We start from the raw sequence: 20,192 nt of genomic DNA, 5'->3' as shown, positions 1-20,192 counted from the left end.
CTACCTCCCATTGCGGGGATCCAGCCAATCTCTGACCGTATCACCCAACAGATTGAATATCATTACTGATACAAAGATTGCACACCCGGGTGCCAGTGTTACCCAAGGATGAGTCGTAAGCAGATTTCTTGTGTCACTCATCATACTTCCCCACTCAGCCACCGGCGGTTTTGCTCCCAGCCCCAGAAAAGACAGACCTGCAAGTTCCATCATCATCGTTCCGATATCCAGCATCGCTGTAACCAGGATGGGGCCTGTAATATTAGGAAGTATATGCTTAAAAATCAGTTTCCAGGTTCCACAGCCGGACAGTTTCGCTGCCCGGAGGTACACCGTTTCTTTTTGTGCCAGAGTTTCACTTCTTGCCACTCTGGCGTATTTTGGCCAGCTGATGGCACCCAGTGCTATGATCGCATTATGGACACCACCTCCAAGAGCTGCCGCTACCGCCAGCGCAAACACCAGCCCGGGAAAAGCAAGGAATACATCGGAAATACGCATCAGAACCGTATCGACCCATGTTCCCTTCCAGGCACAAAACACTCCGATCATCGTACCAAGCACTGTAATAAATGCAACCAGCAATAAGGTGGAATAAATACTGGTCTTGCTTCCCACGATCACACGGGACAGCATATCCCGTCCATATCGGTCAGTACCAAAGATATGTGCAGCGGACGGCACTGCCTTTGCATTACCCAGATTCTGCAGATATGGATCATATGGGCATAAATATTCACTGAAATACGATGCGATCACCAGTGTCAACGCCAGTATTCCAAAAAAAATCAGACGAATCTTCAAATGATTCCTGTGTATATTCTGTTTTCTAATTGTTGGTTCTCTCATCCTTTTGTTACCCCCAGACGAATTCTCGGATCCAGTCGGTGATACAAAAGATCCGTGATCAGATTCACCAGCACATAAATAATTGCCATCCATACCACATAAGCCTGAATAACCGGATAATCACGCATGGTAATCGCATCTACTGCCAGTTTTCCAACACCATCCCACATAAAAATACTTTCTATAATGGCAGTTCCCCCCAGCAGATTTCCGATTGAGAGTGCCAGTAGTGTAATAATCGTCAGCATCGAAGATTTCATTACGTTTTTCCATAAGATCACGCGACTGCGCACACCTCTTGCCCGCGCTCCCTGCACATAATCCTTATTCCATTCCTCCAGCACTGCGGCTCGAACCTGCCGCATATATTTTGCTGACATGGAAACAGCCAGTGTAAGAGCCGGCATCCATGCACTCTTCAGGGTTACTCCATCCGAAATTACCGGAAGCAGTTGAAGCCGAATACTTAATAGCTGCATCAGTAACATAGCAACAAAAAAATTGGGTAAAGCATTTCCTATAAAGCTGAAAAATCGCAGGATCAGATCCGGAATCTTATCATGCGTAACCGCTGCAAGTATGCCAAAAGGAATCGACACCAGTATGGTAAGGATAATGGATAAAGCTGTCAGAAGCAAGGTTGCCGGAAGTTTGGAAAGAAAAGTAGGGAACACCGGTTTCCCGGTCATATAACTTTCTCCCATATCCCCTGTCAGCATTCCGCCAAGCCATCTGCCATACTGTATCAGGAATGGCTGGTCCAGTCCAAGTTCTGCTCTTTTCGCATCTATAATTTCCTGAGATACTTCCGTTCCTCTGTTCTGATACATCTCCGTAACCACGTCCGAACCAGCCAGGCGCATCATGGCAAAAGACAAAAAAGTAATCCCCAGTAAAATGGGGATTAACTGTAAAAATCTATGCAATACATACTTTTTCATTTTATCACCTCATCAAAAGAACTATAATGAGTATATCATTTCCATATTTCTGTCGTAAGCCCCGTAGGGGGTTTTGAGGTATTCAATTTTGGACTGACCATATTCCAAAACATAACTGTTCAGTACCTTCACAGTTACGAGCCAAAATGCATTTAAAATCACCTTCGGTGATGGCATTTTGGCTTGTATGTCTCGGGATTTTGGCATATTCATGCCAAAACACCTCGCGGTACAATGGCTACTGAATAGTTACTCCAAAACATACAAATTTCCCGGTTGTTTATCCGATCAACTCCTGTTTTACATAATCAAGAAATTTCATTGCCAGATCCGACAACGGTGTCTTTTCTCTTTTTACATATCCGAACATAATCTTACTGGATTCATTGGTAAGACAAATGCCCGGACGTGAAGGAGTCTTCCCGGGAGTAAGACTGTCGCCGCTGATGTTGGCGAGGCTGCCGTGATCCAGCATCTTTTCCATAATGTAGTCGCTGTTGGTTACGACGGAAACATCGATTTTTCCAAGGGTCAGATTATTTTCTGTATCCAGTTTCCAGCCTTCGTAATTGCCGGCGTCTTCCAGGAAGTTCTGGATATAATGCAGATTTTCGATTGTTTCCCGGGTGAGCTGTATTCCTTCTTTTTGCAGGTATCCGCCGCCGGGATACAGATAGGTGTCCAGTTCTTTCAACGGAATGAATTCCAGCTGTTTTCGTACCAGCAGATACTGCAGATCCGTCTGCTGACGGGTTGTCACGTAGAGGAAACCGAGTTCGTCTTTGTATTCATGGATACGCTCCAGCACTTCCCGCATTTTTCCGGTGTGTACCTGACAGTGCAGGTTTTCTTTTTCATGAATCTGATAAAACCGTACAAAGCAGTCTGCGATCCAGGAACTGGGGTTAAATGCAATATTCAACCACTGGGTATCTCCCACCGCGGACAGCTCTGCCATCGCTTCCACGTTTTCCAGCACCCGGCTGGCATAGGCATAGGCCTGTTTTCCGTTTTGTGTCAGGCTGATTCCATGAGGATTTCGCACAAAAAGCGATGCCTGCATCTCTTCTTCCAGTGCCCGGATCACCTTACTGACGCTGGACTGGGTTGTATATAAAACAGATGCCGCCTCGCTGAAAGAGCCGGCATCTGCACAGGTGATAAAATATTTTAACTGTTTGATATTGATCATAAGTCACCTTTTTTTCCACAGACTGCAAACAATGGAGTCGGATTATAGAACGCATTTTTTTCCATGTAGACACGCTGACTGACTCCCATATCAATCTGGAACTGCTGCACACCACTGTTGCTGAGAGTTTCCAGATCCCAGGCAGGACGGGCATAATTGCTTATGGACAGCTGGCGTTTGATATCCTCACACTCCTGCATCAGTGTATTTTCAATCTGGTTATGGGCATGATTTTTCGGAAGATCGGAAGTATCCGTAAAATCAACCGCTCCATAATTGGCATCAAAGTTCAACAGCACACCGCCCGGTTTCAACACACGCATCCATTCTTTATAGGCTTTCTGTGCATCCGGAAGCGTCCATGTCAGATTCCGGGAGATCACGAAATCAAAGGTATCGTTATCGTATTCCGGATTCTCTGCATCCATTACCTGAAACTCACAATCTGCCTGTTCTTCTTTTGCCAGTTCTCTGGCATGGAGGATCATATCCGGTGTCAGGTCAATCCCGGTCACCTGATGTCCTCTCTTCGCCAGGAGAATAGAGAAAAATCCCGCACCGCATCCTACATCCAGGATCCGCAGATGCTCTTTTTCCGGCAAATATTTATCGATTTCTTCCATCCATCGTTTCGCCAGTGGACTGTGAAGTTCTTCTCTTCTCTGCTCTTTGAAATCTGAACTTCGTTTTGTCCAGTAACCGGCGATCTTTTCTTTCCGGTCATCTTTTTCATAAGCGATTCTTCCGTAGGCGATCATCGGTCCTTCCTTTGTCACCTGCAGACTTCCCGTCTGGAAAAGAATCACACCGTCATATCCGCCATAACTCGTCTCCAGGATATTTCCTTCATAGTCCGTGACCTTTCCAAGCTTTTCTCCCTCTGAAAACATATCTCCCGGTTTTTTATCCGGATACCACAGACCCGCCTGATTTGCCGACTGATATACCACATCCGTCACTTCCATGGGATAATGATTCCAGTAACCACGGCTGGTCCGGTAAATGCCAAGGTAACGCAGGATATTTTTCAGATCCCTCTTATTGGACTCTACTTCTTCTCTCGTCCATCGTCCCATACCACCCCTCTCAATCAGGATACTCGGAATTCCGCAGGAGGCTGCATAATTATAGGAACCACCAGATTCCACATTGGAGCGTACCATATACGGAACGTCCACGTGTTGCGCCATTTTTCGGGAAACCTCGATGACTTCTTTTTCTCCTTTTCCCGCATAATATACAAACGGCGTCAGATCTTCATATTCATCTCCGCTGTGAAGATCAATATAATAATCTGCCACACTGTGCAATTCTTTTTCTATGGCACTGGCGAGTCTCTGTGTTCTTGTTCCCTTTTCATCTCCCGGGAACTGCCGGTTCAGATTTTTCCTGTCGTCCAGACAGAGACTTCCTGCCCGCTGCTCGAATTCTTCAGGACAGACCACTTTTACGATCACTATTGTTCCTGTGATTTTTTCCATTTTTAATTCGTTCGCCAGTTCCACTGCTGTCTCCACACCCACATATTCCCCTGGGTGCACGGCCGCAGTGATCAGCACGGTCTTTCCCTCTTTTTCCCCATGCAGAACCGCCGCCGGAAGTACGAATTCTCCGCCTCCGATCATCAGCGTTCCCTGCCATCTCTCGCCCGGGGTTATTTCCAGCCCTGCTATCTGAAATTTATTCTCATTCTTCATCATTTCACATTCAATCCGTCCTGTATGATTCTTACTCTTTGACTGCTTCGATACCAAACATTGGTGTCGAATGATAATTGATCTTTTCCACCTCTGACCATACCTGGTTCCAGACTTCCGTATCCACACTTACCCGGGCTGTTCCAAGTTCCTGCAGTATCTTTTGATCCCACCGTGGGCGATCGATCCTGCTGAGCGGCACCTGTCTTGCAATCTCTTCCATCGTATCGATATCCGTACAGGTATAGTGATCTTCCATTCCGGCCTCAGTTACCATCTGCCGGTCTTTCTCATATTCTTCTCTTTTTTCAGCATCAAAGAGATGATGATACCAGTTGGCATCATAATTTAACAGAATACCACCTTTTTTCAGCACACGCATCCATTCTTTATACGCCTGCTCCGGATCTTCCAGGTTCCAGGTCAGATTCCGGCTGACTACTGCGTCAAATGTTTCATCCGCAAATGCAAGATGACTGGCATCCATCTGACAATATGTGATCTTTTGTGCGAATGCTCCTGCATTTTTTTTAGCTTCTTCCAGCATCGCTTCTGTATAATCCACAGCGGTCACCTGGTAGCCTGCCTCTGCAAGAATAATAGAAAAAAATCCTGGACCGGTTCCGATATCCAGAATCTTATAGGTCTCATTTGTTCTGTTTTCCGGAAAATGACGTTCCAGTTCCCGTCTCCAGTTTGTCCGGTTATCACCCGCCAGTTCTTCCTGATTCACCTGAGAGTACCCTTCGGCTCTGTCAGTCCAGTAATCTTCAATCTGTTCCAGTAATTCCATATATTTTTCGTCCCTCCGCATGACTATATCGCTAACGCTCATTATATCATGAACTTTGTTCATGATCGACATTCGCCGCTCCCCATAACCGTGCAAGCACGCTTCTGGCTCGCTAACACTCATTATGTCATGATTCGCACCTTCGGTGCTTGACGCTGCTTTCGCAGCTATCATGATCGCCATTCGCCGTTCGCCCAGAGAGAGCAAGCTCCCTCTGGCTCTCTTTCGCTCATTATATCATAATTGTTTCTTTTTTCACAAGCCTCCACGGGGGATATTTTTCTTCACTTTTTCACATAACTATGCTATACTGATAAAGTTATTCCAGCTTTTTTTTGACCGGAATAGCATAACAGTTTTTATTTTAACCAAAGAAAGGGATAATCTATGTTAAGTACAATCGAATCCATCAATTCGGCGGTCAACAATTTTATCTGGGGAGTCCCTGCTATGATCTGTATCATCGGTGTCGGTTTGTATCTGACCCTCCGCACCCATTTTTTACAGATCCGTAAATTTCCCTATGCAATCAAGACCACCATCGGACGTATGTTCCGAAAAAAAGACGCATCTGACGGTTCTCTGACGCCTTTCCAGGCAGTCTGTACCGCTCTGGCCGCGACGGTCGGTACCGGTAATATTTCCGGAGTCGCGGGTGCCATCGCCATCGGCGGTCCCGGTGCTGTCTTCTGGATGTGGATCTCGGCTATCCTTGGCATGTGTACCAAATTTGCTGAAGTTACCCTTGCCGTACATTTTCGTGAAACTAACGCCAAGGGAGATCTTGTCGGCGGACCTATGTATTATATAAAAAATGGTCTTAAAAAACACTGGCACTGGCTGGCGTACCTTTTTTCCGCTTTTGGTGTCCTTACCGTATTCGGTACCGGTAATGCCACACAGGTCAATACGATCACAACGGCTGTCGATTCCGCACTGATCAATTTCCACCTGATTTCTGATCAGTCTGTCAGCACACTGAATCTGATCATCGGAATCGTGATCACGATTCTGGTCGGTCTGATCCTTCTTGGCGGTATCAAGCGAATCGGAAGTGTGACGGAAAAACTGGTTCCTTTTATGGCATTGTTTTATATTCTTCTGGCACTTGGTGTTGTACTGATCAACTTCCGTAATATTCCGCATGTTTTTTATTCTATTATTTATGGTGCTTTTCGCCCGCGTGCTGTAACCGGCGGTGTGGTAGGAAGCTTCTTTCTCAGCATGAAAAAAGGAGTTTCCCGTGGTATCTTCTCCAACGAAGCAGGTCTTGGTACCGGATCCATCGCCCATGCCTGTGCGGATACCAGAAAGCCGGTGAAACAGGGTCTGTTCGGTATCTTTGAAGTATTTGCCGATACCATTGTCATCTGCACCCTGACTGCTCTGGTTATTCTGTGCAGCGGCACCACGGTCACTTATGGACAGGCTGCCGGTGCAGAACTCACGATATCAGGATTTACTTCTGTATATGGCAGTTGGATTTCTGTTTTTACAGCCGTTGCGATGTGTTGTTTCGCTTTTTCTACAATCATCGGATGGGGACTGTATGGAGCAAGATGTATCGAGTTTCTGTTTTCCAGTGAGAAGGTCGTAAAGCCGTTTATGGTTGTGTATTCTCTGGTAGCCATTCTTGGTGCTACAGTGGAACTTGGACTTCTGTGGAGTATTGCAGAGACCTTCAACGGTCTGATGGCGATTCCAAACCTGATTGCGGTGTTCCTGTTGTCGGGGACGGTTGTGAAGATGGTGAAGGAGTATTTTGCTACAGAAGGAAAATAAATCTTTTTAAGAGAGAAACGCCTGAATCTCAATGTGAGATCCAGGCGTTTTTTCATCTGTCAGGGCTTAGTTGCATCGCATTTTTCATATTAGTATCTCCAAATATCTCCGCACTCTTTCTTCTACTCGGAATTTCTTCGCATATTCCGATAATTGAGGAATGTTTTTATCTTTTCTGTCCACGTATCGCTTATATGCCTCAGCAGCAATACCAATATCTACTTCTGTTCGTTTTCGTAGAATATCACATAATGTCCTCTCCATGCTGTATGTGGTAATGATATTTTCTCCCGGCGATTTCACACGAACCAATCCCAGATCATACCATTCTCTCTTTACTGTCGAACATATTATTCTGTTTTTCTATGTGAGGAACCCGGTTTCGTCCGCTTAGGGAAAAACTATACTACGCCAGTTCCCCCGTATTCCCCGTATACAACTGATAATATTTTCCTTTTTCTTCAATTAACTGGTCGTGTGTTCCACGCTCGATGATACGTCCGTTTTCAAGAACCATAATACAGTCACTGTTTCTTACGGTGGACAGGCGGTGTGCGATGACGAAAGTGGTCCGTCCATGCATCAGCTTATCCATACCATCCTGTACCAGCTTCTCCGTTCTGGTATCAATCGAAGAAGTCGCTTCATCCAGGATCAGCACCGGCGGATCCGCTACCGCTGCACGGGCGATAGACAGAAGCTGTCTCTGCCCCTGGCTCAGATTGGCACCGTTATTCGTCAGTTTCGTCTGATAGCCATCCGGCAGTCTCCGGATAAATCCATCCGCATTCGCCAGTTTAGCCGCCGCGATCACCTCTTCATCCGTAGCATCCAGCTTTCCGTAACGGATATTTTCCATAACCGTATTCGTAAACAGCTGCGTATCCTGAAGAACAATCCCCAGAGACCGACGCAGATCTGCTTTTTTGATCTTGTTGATATTGATACCATCATAACGGATCTTTCCATCCTGGATATCATAAAAACGGTTGATCAGATTGGTGATCGTGGTCTTTCCTGCTCCGGTAGAACCAACAAATGCAATCTTCTGACCCGGTTTTGCAAAGAGCTTGATATCATGCAGAACCATCTTTTTCTCATCATATCCAAAATCCACACCATTAAATACCACATCACCTTCCAACGGCTGATAAGTTGTTGTATTATCCGCTTTGTGGTAATGTTTCCATGCCCAGTGACCTGTATGTTTCTGTGCTTCCCGTACCTCACCATTCTCAATTTCCGCATTAACCAGTGTAACATACCCTTCGTCCAGTTCCGGTTTTTCATCCAGGATACGGAAGATACGGTCTGCACCTGCAAGTGCCATAACCACACTGTTTAACTGCTGGCTGACCTGGTTGATCGGCATGTTGATACTCTTGTTAAAGGTCAGAAAACTGGCCAGTGCACCAAGGGTCAGACCGCCGACTCCATAAGTAGCAAAGATTCCACCTGCGATCGCACACACTACATAACTGACATTTCCCAGCTGTGCATTGACCGGTCCCAGGATATTACCGTATTTGTTCGCATTGTTGGCACTGTCATAGAGTTCATCGTTTAACTGATTGAACCTTTCCAGGCTCTCTTCTTCATGACAGAACACTTTTACTACTTTCTGTCCTTCCATCATCTCTTCAATATAACCGTTTACCGCACCCAGCGATTTCTGCTGTGCAAGGAAATATCTTCCGCTCAGTCCGGCTACTTTCTTCGTAGTAAACAGCATGATGGCGATCATCACCAGAGATACGAGTGTCAGCGGTATACTCAGGATGATCATGCTGACAAAGACACTGACAATCGTGATCACACTGGATAACAGCTGTGGCATACTCTGGCTGATCATCTGACGCAGCGTGTCAATATCATTTGTGTAGATTGACATGATATCTCCATGCGCATGGGTATCAAAATATTTGATCGGAAGACTCTCCATGTGATGGAACATATCATTTCTCAGATTCTTCAGTGTTCCCTGTGTCACATATACCATGATCCGGTTATAGGAAAAGGTAGCCAGAACACCGATCAGATAGAATACCGCAACCTTCAGGATCGCTCCAACCAGCGGACCGAAATCCGGACTGCTCTGCCCGATCAGTGGCATGATATACAGATCGATCAGATTTTTCATAAACATGGTTCCCTGGACATTGGCAATGACACTGACGAAAATACACACTGCCACAATTACCAGATGAATTCCGTAATTTTTTCCGACATATTTTAAAAGACGTCCCATCAGTTTTCCCGGATTTTCAACCCGGGGTTTCGGACCTCTCGGTCCTCTTGGTCCTGGTCCTGGCATGATCAGACACCTCCTTTCTCGTCAAAATCTCCGCCGCCCTGGGTCTGAGATTCATATACTTCTCTGTAAATTTGATTATTTGCAAGCAGTTCTCCGTGAGTACCAAAGCCATCTACCTGACCGTCATTCATGACGATGATCCGGTCTGCCCCCTGTACACTGGAGATTCTCTGTGCGATGATCAGTTTCGTCGTACCGGGAATCTCTTTTGCAAAAGCTTCCCTGATCCGTGCATCGGTAGCGGTATCAACGGCACTGGTAGAATCATCCAGAATCAGTACTTTCGGTTTCTTTAACAATGCTCTGGCGATACACAGACGCTGCTTCTGTCCACCGGATACATTGGAACCACCCTGTTCAATATAGGTTTCATACCCCTCCGGCATCTTCTCGATAAATTCATCGGCACAGGCCAGCTGGCAGGCACGGATGCATTCTTCTTTGCTGGCTTCTTTGTTACCCCAGCGCAGATTTTCCAGAATCGTTCCGGAAAACAGCACATTTTTCTGCAGTACCACGGCTACCTGATTTCGCAGAGTCTCCATATCATAAGACCTCACATCCATACCACCGACTTTGATACTTCCGGTGGTCACATCGTACAGACGACTAATCAGATTAACCAGACTGGACTTCGCACTTCCGGTTCCACCGATGATACCAATCGTCTCTCCTGCATGAATATTCAGATTGATATCTTTTAAGACATATTCGCCGTTTCCTTTTTTGTAGCTGAAGTTTACATGATCAAAGACGATACTTCCATCTTTTACTTCTGTCACCGGTCTTTCCGGATTGATCAGTTCCGGTTTTTCTTCCAGAACCTCTGTGATTCGTTCTGCACTCGCCACACTCATGGATACCATAACAAATACCATGGACACCATCATCAGGCTCATCAGAATATTCATACAATATGTAAGAAGACTCATCAGTTCTCCGGTAGTCAGCTGATCGGTTACGATCATCTTCGCACCCAGCCAGCTGATTCCAAGGATGCAGCTGTATACCGCAAACTGCATCAGAGGTGCATTATAAGACAGGATCTTTTCTGCTTTTACAAACATTTTATATACATTGTAACTTGCTTTGGAAAACTTTTTGTCTTCATAATCTTCTCTCACATACGCTTTTACCACACGGATACCGGCAATATTTTCCTGCACACTCGCATTCAGATCATCATATTTTTTAAATACTTCCTGAAAATATCCGGACACCCGGCTGATGATAAAGAACAGGCATGCTCCCAGAATAATAACTGCCACCAGATAAATACTTGCCAGTTTTGCATTGATATAAAAAGACATGATCATCGCACAGACCATGCTGATCGGCGCACGCACAAACATGCGAAGCAGCATCTGGTATGCATTCTGTACATTGGTTACATCCGTGGTCAGTCGTGTGATCAGTCCGGCGGTACTGAATCGGTCGATATTGGAAAATGAAAACTGCTGAATGTTTTCATACATGGCTTTTCGCAGGTTTCTTGCAAATCCTGCGGAAGCATTGGCTCCACAGACACCGCCCATGATACCTGCATACAGACCAATCAGTGCTGCCACGATCATCCATCCGCCTATGATACAGATATGGCGGATATCTCCTTTCTCCACACCATCATCGATGATGGATGCCATGAGAAAAGGAATCAGCATCTCCATCAGGACTTCCAGAATCATAAATATCGGAGTCTTGATGGAGTCTTTCTTGAACTCTTTGATCTGAGCTCCCAGCGTTTTAAGCATTACTCTCTCCTCCTGTTTGTTTCTCCCTGTTGAATCTCGATATTAGAACGCATCTTACGGATTACCCGGAAAAACACTTCCAGATCTTCGTCCGAGATTCCCTGACGAAGTGTGCTTTCCAGCCGGTTGATGTTGCGGATCGTTCCTTCCTGCATCCTGATACCAACTTCCGTCAGCTCCAGTTTCTTTAACCGGGCATCTCGTTCCACACTGACCCTGCGGATATATCCTCTTTTTTCCATCAACTTCAGGATCCCTGTCGCTGTGGATCTGGCTATGGAAAATTCCGCCTCAATATCCCGCTGATAAATGTCTTCTTCGGAATGCTCATATAGAAACCGGATAATCCAGCTTTGCATCATCGTCAATTCCTCGCCTCCCATCGCTGCACGATAGGCGGTCATCCGACTGTGAATCTCATTTTCCAGCCGTTTATTTTCAAATCCGATGTGATCCCTGTATTCTACTTTCAGCATCCTGTGACCTCCTCTCTGTTTGTTCGGATGCGAACAGTTCGGTAACGTTCGTTCGTTCACGAACTATTTTATGACACATTTCCTCGTTTGTCAATACCAGCTCCCGGCAAAATATTATAAATCAAAATTGGTCCACCGGACCAATTATTGATATACAATGCAAAAAAGATGCAGGTTGTATTTCTACAACCTGCATCCATCTTATCTTTCTGCATCTTCCGGTTCACACCATCGGAATACATTTTCTTTTATATAATTTTAGATCTCAGCCAGTTTCAGCAGATCCGGGATCTTGGATTCCCATCCGAGAGCCATGATATGAACACCCTGGCAGTATGGCTTACACTCTTTGATGATACGTGCAGCGATCTCTACGCCGGTGATACCTGCTTTTGTTCTCTCTTTGTCTGCTTTCAGTTCTTCGATCATCTCATCCGGAACATGGATACCGGCAACGTTATTGTTCATGAATTTTACCATACCGGCTGATTTCGGGATGATGATACCAACCTGTACCGGTTTTCCGAACTGTTTTGCTTTTTCCATGAATTTGATGAATTTTTCCGGCTCAAAAACAGCCTGAGTCTGGAAATATTCTGCACCTGCAGCTACTTTTCTTTCCATCTTTGCCAGCTGTGCATCAACGGAATCGCTGCATGGAGATACAACAGCACCTTTGGAGAACTTCGGCGGTTCGCCAACCAGCTGATTGCCACCCAGATCTACGCCTTCTTCCAGCAGTTTTACGGTATGCAGCAGAGATACGGAATCCAGGTCAAATACCGGTTTTGCCTGTGGATGGTCACCCATCTTGGTATGGTCACCGGTCAGACACAGGATGTTGTCGATACCGAACATTGCTGCGCTCAGAAGATCAGATTCCAGAGCGATACGGTTTCTGTCACGACAGGCAAGCTGGAAGATCGGGTTCATCCCTGCATCTTTCAGGACTTTACACATAGCCAGAGAGCCCAGACGCATAACAGAAGACTGATTATCGGTTACATTAACTGCATGAACATCTTTCAGATAAGTTTTCGCTTCTTCTACCAGTTCGTCCACGTGGATCCCTTTTGGCGGTCCTACTTCTGCAGAAACTACAAATTCACCACGGTCGAATAATTCTTTCATTTTCATTATACATTGCTCCAATCATATTAAATTTTATAGATGCATCGTATTATGTATCTTATATTATTTTGCTACTTCATCATCTGTTGCAAAATTGTGAATCTGTGTCGGACATTTCAGTACGTCCAGACGTCCGATAGCTTCCAGCCGTCTGTAGATACGTTCCCATCCACATTCCATGGTATTATCAACCTCGCACATGCCGTTTTTGGAACCGCCGCACTGTCCGTTGACAAGGCTCTTGGAACATGCTGTGATCGGGCAGATTCCACCGGTCAAATTCAGATAACATTCACCGCACTGGTCACATTTGTACTCTAACGGTGTCACACCCTGAAAACCAGGAAGCGGATAGGTATCGCAGGCTGCGCATACCTTCTTGTCATCCAGATATTCTGCGATTGTCTGTACGCCAACACCACAGGAGAATACTAAAACCAGATCAGAGTCCTGGATCTTCTCCATATGTTTTTTCAGGCGTAATTCCATATTTTCCGGATTACAGATATAATCGGTAGTCATGATTCCTGTTACATTGCCTTCAGCGGAAAGTTCCTTCTGAAGTTCTACAGCTTCTTTTTCCGGAAAATGCACTTCTTTACATCCATGGCAGTTGATGATGAAAACTTTTTTCCCTGCCACCAGAGAGTTGATCATCTCTTTGTCTTTTAACTGGGTAATTAACATATTATTTCATCCCCCTTACTGCATTTTTTCCGGCTTTGATTCTGTCAATAATAGAGATTTTGGAAGAACAGATATACTGGCAGCAGCGACATTCCACGCAATCCATTACATGCATGTCTCTCATGCCTTCCCAGTTCTCCTGATCTGCATATTTTACAAAATACAGCGGTGAAAGTTCCATCGGACAAACATCTACGCAGCGACCACACTTGATGCAGGCCTGCTCTTTTGTCTCATCGGTATCGATCGCGATGATACCGTTGGAGCCCTTCATCATCGGTACTTCCAGGTCTTTTAGCGGGAATCCCATCATCGGTCCGCCCATCTTAACCAGAACATCTTCATCGGTAAATCCGCCACAGTAATCGATCAGTTCTTTTACGCTGGTACCGATCTTGATGACAAAGTTGCCCGGATGTTTGATCTTCTCGCCTGTTACGGTTGCAACACGCTCGATCAGAGGCATACCTTTCCGGATCGCATCGGAAATTGCTTTCACAGTACTGATATTATCTACCACAACGCCAACATCTGCCGGGAGTCCGCCGCTTGGAACCTGTCTGCCCATGACACGTTTGATCAGAGTTTTCTCAGCACCCTGCGGGTATTTGGTTCTTGCTACGAATACTTCCATGTTACCGATATTTGCAACTTTTTCCTGCATCAGTTCAATGGCATCCGGTTTGTTATCTTCAATGACGATAATACCTTTTTCAGCACCTGTTGTCTTCAGGATCGCTTTCAGACCATAGATGATATCGTCTGCATATTCCAGAAGAACTCTGTGATCTGCGGTCAGCAGTGGTTCACACTCACAACCGTTCAGGAGAATGGTATCTACCGGTTTTGCCGGTTTCAGTTTGACACAGGTCGGGAAACCTGCTCCACCCATACCAACAATACCTGCTTCACGGATGATATCGATGATCTCGTCCGGAGTCAGGCTGTCAAGATCTTTGTGTGGCTGTACGGATTCGTGCAGAGTATTTTTACCATCCGATTCGATAACAACAGCCATTACTTCGCTGCCTCTGGTTCCATGCATACGGGGTTCTACGGCAACTACGGTTCCGCTTACGCTTGAATGTACCGGAGCACTGATAAATCCTGCTGCTTCACCGATCTTCTGTCCAACCTTTACGGTATCGCCAACCTCAACGATCGGATTCGCCGGTGCACCCAGATGCTGGGACATGGAAATAACAACGGTCTTTGGATCCGGGAACTTCTTCAGGGCAATATGCTCACTGAATTCTTTGCGTTCTGACGGATGTACTCCACCGTAATATCCGTTCAGTCTGTCTTCTCTGGCAGCTTTTACATAATCATTGATAACTTTGAAGTTCACTTTAGAGAAGTCACGTACCTGTACCGGCTGATGCAGAAATTCTTCCAGACGTCCCTGTTTTGCCAGTCTCTGATAGATTTTTTCCCATGCACAGTCTTTATTCGGGTCTACTTCACATTTTCCGTTCTTGGCACCGCCACACTGTCCGTTGACAAGACTCTTCGAGCAGTCAACGATCGGACAGACACCACCTGTGATGTTCAGATAACACTGTGCACATGCGTCACAGCTCTTTTTGGTAAGTGCCATACCGTGATGACCTCTGTAGTTGAGCGTATTACTTGCTGCAACCACCGGTTTTCCTGACAGATCTGCAATCGTCTGGATACCAAGACCACAGGAGATTACAACTACGTTCTCTGTTCCTTCCGGAAGCAGATCCTGTAATTTTTTCTCTGTGTGCATCTTATTACATAAGAAATCAAACTTTGCGCTGCCTGTAACCGTTTTTCCCTGTTCTGCTGCAAATGCTAAAAACTCGTCGCAGTCCGGTTCATCCACTGTTTCAAACTCTTTGAAACATTTGTTGCAGGCAATCACGAACAAATTGTCTTTGCCTTCCAGCACGGATGCAAGTTCTTCCTTGCTTTTCAGCTTATACTTCGTATAATTTTCCAATTGCTCACCTTCCTTGATATTTTTTATCCTTATAATTACCTGTCTTTACTCTCTCTTCCGCCTCCGCACATCCTTGGAAAAGACCGCAAAAACCCGATAAATAAGTTCGTCCTATTAAGAGTACCATAAATTCACAATATTATCCAGTTTTATTAGCGATTTCTATAAATTTTTTGCATGAAAAGCACAAATTTTTTTATTTGTCTTGTTATTCGCGTAACTCAAAAGACAGCCGTCCGGTCATATCCATCTGCCGAACGGCTGTCTTTGCGTTTTTCGTTTTTTTATTTTTCTTTTGAAATCACATGATACGGTACTGCCACAAACACTGCCCCGCCGATTATATTTCCGACTGTTGCCAGCAGTACGGTATACAGATACTGACCGACAGTGATTCCTCCGTTTGCCACACCGATTCCGATGATGCTCATATCTGCGATGCTATGCTCAAATCCGCAGGTCATAAAAATCAGAATACACCAGAAAATCATGATCAGTTTTCCGGATTCCGTTTTCATCTTGGTTCCGCACCATACTGCAAGACAGACCAGAATATTACACAGGATCGCACGCACCAGGATCTCTCCGACACCAAGACTAACTTTTGCTGAAGAAATCTTGATAAAATAATCTGCGATTGCTCCATCTCCTGCTGTCGGAAGTCCGGTCAGCTGGAAAGCCGCTACACAGAGCAAAGAAGCAATCAGATTGCCGATCCAGCAGACACACCACAGTTTCACAGTATCCGCCCAAGATACTTTCTTTCTCAGGGATGCTGCCGCCATCACCAGATTGTTACCGGTGAATAATTCAGCACCTGCCATAACAACCAGACTGAGAGCTGATGCAAAAGCAATACTCTGAATCAGTTTTACCGCAGCCGCTGCACCATTTCCATCCATCGACTGTCCCAGCACAAACGCTACCATACTGCCAAATGAAATAAACATTCCTGCTACCATGGATGAAATAAAATATCCCAGTGGATTTTTCTTCAACAGATTATTTTTTGCCACCCCTGCATTACATAATGCCGTATACTCTTCATGAAACATAACTTTTTCCTCCTTGTCATCACATTTCATTATCTGTAATCGTTCAGCCACAAACCATTACCGTCTTTTCATAATCTCTTTGGCATTTCCCCATAATTTCTTTTTTGCAGACGCACCTCCTTTTTACACCAGCCGTCCGGATATCTTTTTCCTGTCTTTTATAAAGGAACAAAGAATGTGTCTTGGCACATCCTCGCGGAGTATTTTTTACTTTGCAGGAAGTCAATTTCCTGTAAAGTAAAAAAGGGCAACACTTGTAACTCTACAAATGTTGCCCAGACGGTCGGCATCCTGCAAATCTGATTCCCCTGTGGTATCCCACATTTCTCCGTCAGTAATCAGATTCTATGCATTCATTGTATAAGTTTTATAAAACTTATACTCTTTATCATTAATTTATCACTACATTGACGGATTGTCAACCGTATTTCATGAAATTGTCAAACTATTATCATTTATAATTCAGGACAGAAGTCTTGTTGCCCATACCGCATTGGCATAATTTACGCCATGGCTGCAGATACCTGATCTTGTGCTGGCCGCTTCTACAGTTCTTCCATTACCGATATAGATAACTACATGGTAAACCTGACCGTTTTTCGCATAAAAGATCAGATCACCCGGTGCTGCTTCACTGACCGGAATCTTCATTCCATACTGCGACTGTGCTGCGGATGTTCTTGGAAGACCGATACCGAACTGTGCATATACATGCTGTGCGAAACCGGAACAGTCTGCTCCGTGAACCGGATCTGTTCCTCCCCATACATATGGGTTACCGATAAACTGCAATGCATAATTGATCAGAGCCTGGCGGGTTGGATTCTCAACAGAGGCTTCTTTCACTGATTTGAACGTATAATAGCAGACGGCATTGTCTTCCGGTGCGATCATCTGATCAGCAAGTCCGCATACAGTTTCCGGATCCTGTCCCGCATCGGTATATGCCTTTGCTTTTTCTTCCGCTTCTTCACCCATCAACAGGTATTCACTCTTTGCAAATCCACGCACATCACCGGATTCCACATATACCCATTCTTGATTCTTACTTGCCAGTACATAACAAACCTGATTCTGGGATAACGTGCCGATTACCCGTGCATCCGTACTTTTCCCTTCACGGATATTTACTTTATCCGTGTTACAGAATGCATATTCTTTATCTACTACTGTTTTTCCTGCTGTTGTTTTTGTATACAGAAGATTTTTATTTTTCAGCGGATTCATCAGTTTTGTAGCTTTTTCAAATACCGGATTTTCCTCCCCGGACAATTCCTTTGTCTCTTCTATGATAAGATCCGCTTTTTCTCCTGTGTTTAATTCGTCTTTTCTGATAAATCCTCTGACTCTTCCGGATTCAACAAACACCCATCCGTCTTCGTCTTCCTGTAAGATATAGCAGACACCACCGCCCGGTAAAGATCCGGTAGCTGCAGCATCTTCCTCATCGCTTTTTTCTTCAAGAATCCTGCAATCTTTTCTTGCAAATGCGTATACTTTATCAACAGTTGTCAGACGAAAATCCTCTTCGATCTGTGGTGGAATCACTATCTGCTGTCCTGCAATCAGTGATTCGTTGCTTCCCTGTGCTTCTGCTTCCGGTGTCGGAGTAGCTTCCGGCGTAGGCTGCGGTGTTTCCGCCGGTGTTGCTGCCGGTGTTTCCTGTGTCGGCTGTTCGGCTGCCGGGGTCTCTGTCGGCGTCGGGGTTGTTGGCTGTATCGGTGCCGGTGTTGGTGTTGCTGTCGGCGCCGGAGTTTCCGTTGGTGCCGGGGTCGGTGTCTCCGGGGCTGCCGGGGTCTCTGTCGGTGCCGGGGTCTCCGTTGGTGTCGGATTCTCCGTTGGTGTCGGATTCTCCGATACTGCTGGGGACTCTGTCGGCGCCGGGGTCTCCGTCGGTGCTGCCGTCTGTTCCGAAGCCGGAACTTCTGCTACCGGTGCTGCTTGCGCTTCCGGAGTTGCTTCTGCCTGCTGCACCAGTTCTATCTGTTCTGTTGCTCCAGCAGTCAATGGTGCTGCCGGTATAATCATACTGGCTGATAAAACTCCTGCAACCAGTTTTTTCCACTTATGCATGTGTTACCTCCTTGCTCATTCATTGCATTTTATAATTACACATATATAAATATGATTATTTTTATTATATAACTCTCTTTTTTTCTTCGCAAGATTCTATTGGCAATTTTTCACATTTTTTACCCTATTTTTTATCATATTATGATAATTATTATCATCTAAGCCAGACAACTTCCATACGTGGAGCAACACAAAAAGAGACCTGTAAGTCCGGGAGGGCCAGGCGTCTTACAGATCTCTTCTTCTGGATATCCTATGGCTACTGCATAATAGGAAGTACTTTTTTCAGACTCTTTGTCAGTCCCAGTGCTACCACGATCTTGATCAGATCCGGAATAATGAATGGGAATACACACCAGCCAAGTACAGTCACGAGACCAACCGGTCCTGCACTTCTGGTGTACATAATCATAAACCAGGCAGTTCCAAATGCATAACACACAATCAGACCAACTACCATCTGGACTGCCAGTGCCCATGTTTTTCTTCCCATTACTTTTTCCATGCCCCACATAACCAGAGCACCCACCAGGAAACCTATTATGTAGCCACCGGCGTTGCCAAACAGACTGCCGATTCCACCACTAAATCCGGCAAATACCGGGACGCCTACTGCTCCAAGAAGAATGTACACCAGAATTGAAAGGGTACCTCTCTTACCACCGAGTACTCCAACTGCCAGGAACACACCGAAGGTCTGTAATGTAAACGGAACGGTTGCCGGTATGGAAATCCAGGAACAAATCGCCATTACCACAGCAAATACCGCAATGTACACCATGTCATAAGTCTTGCCTCTGCTCATTGTTGTCGTTGTCATTTTTCATATCCTCCATGATTTTGCTGCATCTGCGCCGAGAAAATATCCACCGCTATGCTAATACTACTATATCACCTGTTTTTCACATTGTCAACCTTATGTTTATTATAGTTTACATTCAATCCTTATCTCTTTACTGTTCACTCCGTTCCCTGTAACACGCTTCTCGGTACACAAAATTTATCCTGATCACATAGATTCGCACAGTATGTCTCCTTTATAATATTTCTTTCAAACTGGACTGGTTATTTTTTTCAAAACTGGTTATTTCTATCTGACCAGTTATCCTTTATGATTCAGTGTGATATTAAAATTATAGTAACTATTCAGTAGCTACTGTCCCGCGAGGTGTTTTGACATGAATATGTCAAAATCCAGAGACATACAAACCAAAATGCCATCACCGAAGGTGATTTACGTGAGCAACGAGTCAAAGTCCGTGCTTGCACGGAACATTGAGGAGTGCCGCGATAACGATAAAAACTCGCAAAGCGTGTTTTTATCGTTTAAATGCATTTTAGCTCGTAACTGTGAAGGTACTGAACAGTTACAAATTATATTAATAAGAAGAAAGAGGGAATTAAAATGGCATCTTTCAATCAGACAGCCGGCACCAGAACGCAGGCAAGAAACAATACTCAGGCGATTGTGGTAACCGCCATGTG

The 20,192-nt window shown here is 45.2% G+C and carries 15 protein-coding genes and 1 riboswitch; of the genes, 1 reads left to right on the top strand and 14 read right to left on the bottom strand.

Annotated elements, in window-relative coordinates:
- The 5 genes from nikC to MSA64_RS04710 form a co-directional block, all read right to left on the bottom strand.
- On the bottom strand, positions 1-849 hold the full coding sequence (gene nikC / locus MSA64_RS04730) for a nickel transporter permease (RefSeq protein WP_287890799.1): 849 nt from the start codon (positions 847-849) through the stop codon (positions 1-3).
- Complete coding sequence (gene nikB, locus MSA64_RS04725; RefSeq protein ID WP_227616641.1) at positions 846-1,790, bottom strand: nickel ABC transporter permease; 945 nt, start codon at positions 1,788-1,790, stop codon at positions 846-848. Before nikB ends, nikC begins: the two co-directional genes overlap by 4 nt.
- A gap of 280 nt (positions 1,791-2,070) precedes the next feature.
- Complete coding sequence (locus tag MSA64_RS04720) at positions 2,071-2,982, bottom strand: LysR family transcriptional regulator (protein ID WP_154432883.1); 912 nt, start codon at positions 2,980-2,982, stop codon at positions 2,071-2,073.
- Complete coding sequence (locus MSA64_RS04715) at positions 2,979-4,682, bottom strand: M14 family metallopeptidase (protein ID WP_235904575.1); 1,704 nt, start codon at positions 4,680-4,682, stop codon at positions 2,979-2,981. The genes MSA64_RS04720 and MSA64_RS04715 overlap by 4 nt, the downstream gene beginning before the upstream one ends.
- Positions 4,683-4,710: 28 nt before the next feature.
- Complete coding sequence (locus MSA64_RS04710; protein ID WP_287890794.1) at positions 4,711-5,472, bottom strand: class I SAM-dependent methyltransferase; 762 nt, start codon at positions 5,470-5,472, stop codon at positions 4,711-4,713.
- Positions 5,473-5,859: 387 nt separating this feature from the next.
- Here MSA64_RS04710 and MSA64_RS04705 point away from each other — a divergent pair, with 387 nt between their 5' ends.
- Positions 5,860-7,254, top strand: a complete 1,395-nt coding sequence (locus MSA64_RS04705) for an alanine/glycine:cation symporter family protein (protein ID WP_287890792.1) — start codon at positions 5,860-5,862, stop codon at positions 7,252-7,254.
- Between the two features lie 406 nt (positions 7,255-7,660).
- Here the strand turns inward: MSA64_RS04705 and MSA64_RS04700 are convergent, their stop codons facing one another.
- The 9 genes from MSA64_RS04700 to MSA64_RS04660 form a co-directional block, all read right to left on the bottom strand.
- On the bottom strand, positions 7,661-9,568 hold the full coding sequence (locus tag MSA64_RS04700) for an ABC transporter ATP-binding protein (protein WP_287890790.1): 1,908 nt from the start codon (positions 9,566-9,568) through the stop codon (positions 7,661-7,663).
- Positions 9,569-9,570: 2 nt separating this feature from the next.
- Positions 9,571-11,319, bottom strand: coding sequence for an ABC transporter ATP-binding protein (locus tag MSA64_RS04695; protein WP_287890788.1), 1,749 nt, complete (start codon positions 11,317-11,319; stop codon positions 9,571-9,573).
- Complete coding sequence (locus MSA64_RS04690; RefSeq protein ID WP_022172830.1) at positions 11,319-11,795, bottom strand: MarR family winged helix-turn-helix transcriptional regulator; 477 nt, start codon at positions 11,793-11,795, stop codon at positions 11,319-11,321. Before MSA64_RS04690 ends, MSA64_RS04695 begins: the two co-directional genes overlap by 1 nt.
- A 258-nt stretch (positions 11,796-12,053) precedes the next feature.
- The gene (locus MSA64_RS04685; protein WP_022172831.1) at positions 12,054-12,932 is read right to left on the bottom strand and encodes a methylenetetrahydrofolate reductase; all 879 of its coding nucleotides are present in this window, start codon (positions 12,930-12,932) and stop codon (positions 12,054-12,056) included.
- Positions 12,933-12,989: 57 nt separating this feature from the next.
- Positions 12,990-13,613: a methylenetetrahydrofolate reductase C-terminal domain-containing protein gene (locus tag MSA64_RS04680; protein WP_154432888.1), complete on the bottom strand. Its 624-nt coding sequence runs from the start codon at positions 13,611-13,613 to the stop codon at positions 12,990-12,992.
- A 1-nt stretch (position 13,614) separates the two neighbouring features.
- A complete protein-coding gene (gene rsxC / locus MSA64_RS04675; protein WP_106492608.1) occupies positions 13,615-15,579 on the bottom strand; it encodes an electron transport complex subunit RsxC in 1,965 nt (654 codons plus the stop codon).
- A 284-nt stretch (positions 15,580-15,863) separates the two neighbouring features.
- Complete coding sequence (locus tag MSA64_RS04670) at positions 15,864-16,634, bottom strand: formate/nitrite transporter family protein (RefSeq protein WP_022172834.1); 771 nt, start codon at positions 16,632-16,634, stop codon at positions 15,864-15,866.
- A gap of 266 nt (positions 16,635-16,900) precedes the next feature.
- A riboswitch (ZMP/ZTP riboswitch) is annotated at positions 16,901-16,983 on the bottom strand.
- A gap of 113 nt (positions 16,984-17,096) precedes the next feature.
- A complete protein-coding gene (locus tag MSA64_RS04665; RefSeq protein WP_287890783.1) occupies positions 17,097-18,707 on the bottom strand; it encodes an NlpC/P60 family protein in 1,611 nt (536 codons plus the stop codon).
- 259 nt (positions 18,708-18,966) lie between these two features.
- A complete protein-coding gene (locus MSA64_RS04660) occupies positions 18,967-19,527 on the bottom strand; it encodes a biotin transporter BioY (RefSeq protein ID WP_022172836.1) in 561 nt (186 codons plus the stop codon).
- Positions 19,528-20,192 lie beyond the last annotated feature (665 nt).

Source organism: Oliverpabstia sp. (genome assembly GCF_022785585.1).
Taxonomy (GTDB): domain Bacteria; phylum Bacillota; class Clostridia; order Lachnospirales; family Lachnospiraceae; genus Oliverpabstia; species Oliverpabstia intestinalis.
The sequence above is the reverse complement of the archived record's forward strand: the minus strand, read 5'-3'. Positions and strand labels throughout refer to the sequence as shown.

What these genes read in the sequence shown, in the direction of transcription:
- nikC (WP_287890799.1), bottom strand. Translation starts at nt 849, where the DNA reads ATGAGAGAACCAACAATTAGAAAACAGAATATACACAGGAATCATTTG.
- nikB (WP_227616641.1), bottom strand. Translation starts at nt 1,790, where the DNA reads ATGAAAAAGTATGTATTGCATAGATTTTTACAGTTAATCCCCATTTTA.
- MSA64_RS04720 (WP_154432883.1), bottom strand. Translation starts at nt 2,982, where the DNA reads ATGATCAATATCAAACAGTTAAAATATTTTATCACCTGTGCAGATGCC.
- MSA64_RS04715 (WP_235904575.1), bottom strand. Translation starts at nt 4,682, where the DNA reads ATGATGAAGAATGAGAATAAATTTCAGATAGCAGGGCTGGAAATAACC.
- MSA64_RS04710 (WP_287890794.1), bottom strand. Translation starts at nt 5,472, where the DNA reads ATGGAATTACTGGAACAGATTGAAGATTACTGGACTGACAGAGCCGAA.
- MSA64_RS04705 (WP_287890792.1), top strand. Translation starts at nt 5,860, where the DNA reads ATGTTAAGTACAATCGAATCCATCAATTCGGCGGTCAACAATTTTATC.
- MSA64_RS04700 (WP_287890790.1), bottom strand. Translation starts at nt 9,568, where the DNA reads ATGCCAGGACCAGGACCAAGAGGACCGAGAGGTCCGAAACCCCGGGTT.
- MSA64_RS04695 (WP_287890788.1), bottom strand. Translation starts at nt 11,319, where the DNA reads ATGCTTAAAACGCTGGGAGCTCAGATCAAAGAGTTCAAGAAAGACTCC.
- MSA64_RS04690 (WP_022172830.1), bottom strand. Translation starts at nt 11,795, where the DNA reads ATGCTGAAAGTAGAATACAGGGATCACATCGGATTTGAAAATAAACGG.
- MSA64_RS04685 (WP_022172831.1), bottom strand. Translation starts at nt 12,932, where the DNA reads ATGAAAATGAAAGAATTATTCGACCGTGGTGAATTTGTAGTTTCTGCA.
- MSA64_RS04680 (WP_154432888.1), bottom strand. Translation starts at nt 13,613, where the DNA reads ATGTTAATTACCCAGTTAAAAGACAAAGAGATGATCAACTCTCTGGTG.
- MSA64_RS04670 (WP_022172834.1), bottom strand. Translation starts at nt 16,634, where the DNA reads ATGTTTCATGAAGAGTATACGGCATTATGTAATGCAGGGGTGGCAAAA.
- MSA64_RS04665 (WP_287890783.1), bottom strand. Translation starts at nt 18,707, where the DNA reads ATGCATAAGTGGAAAAAACTGGTTGCAGGAGTTTTATCAGCCAGTATG.
- MSA64_RS04660 (WP_022172836.1), bottom strand. Translation starts at nt 19,527, where the DNA reads ATGACAACGACAACAATGAGCAGAGGCAAGACTTATGACATGGTGTAC.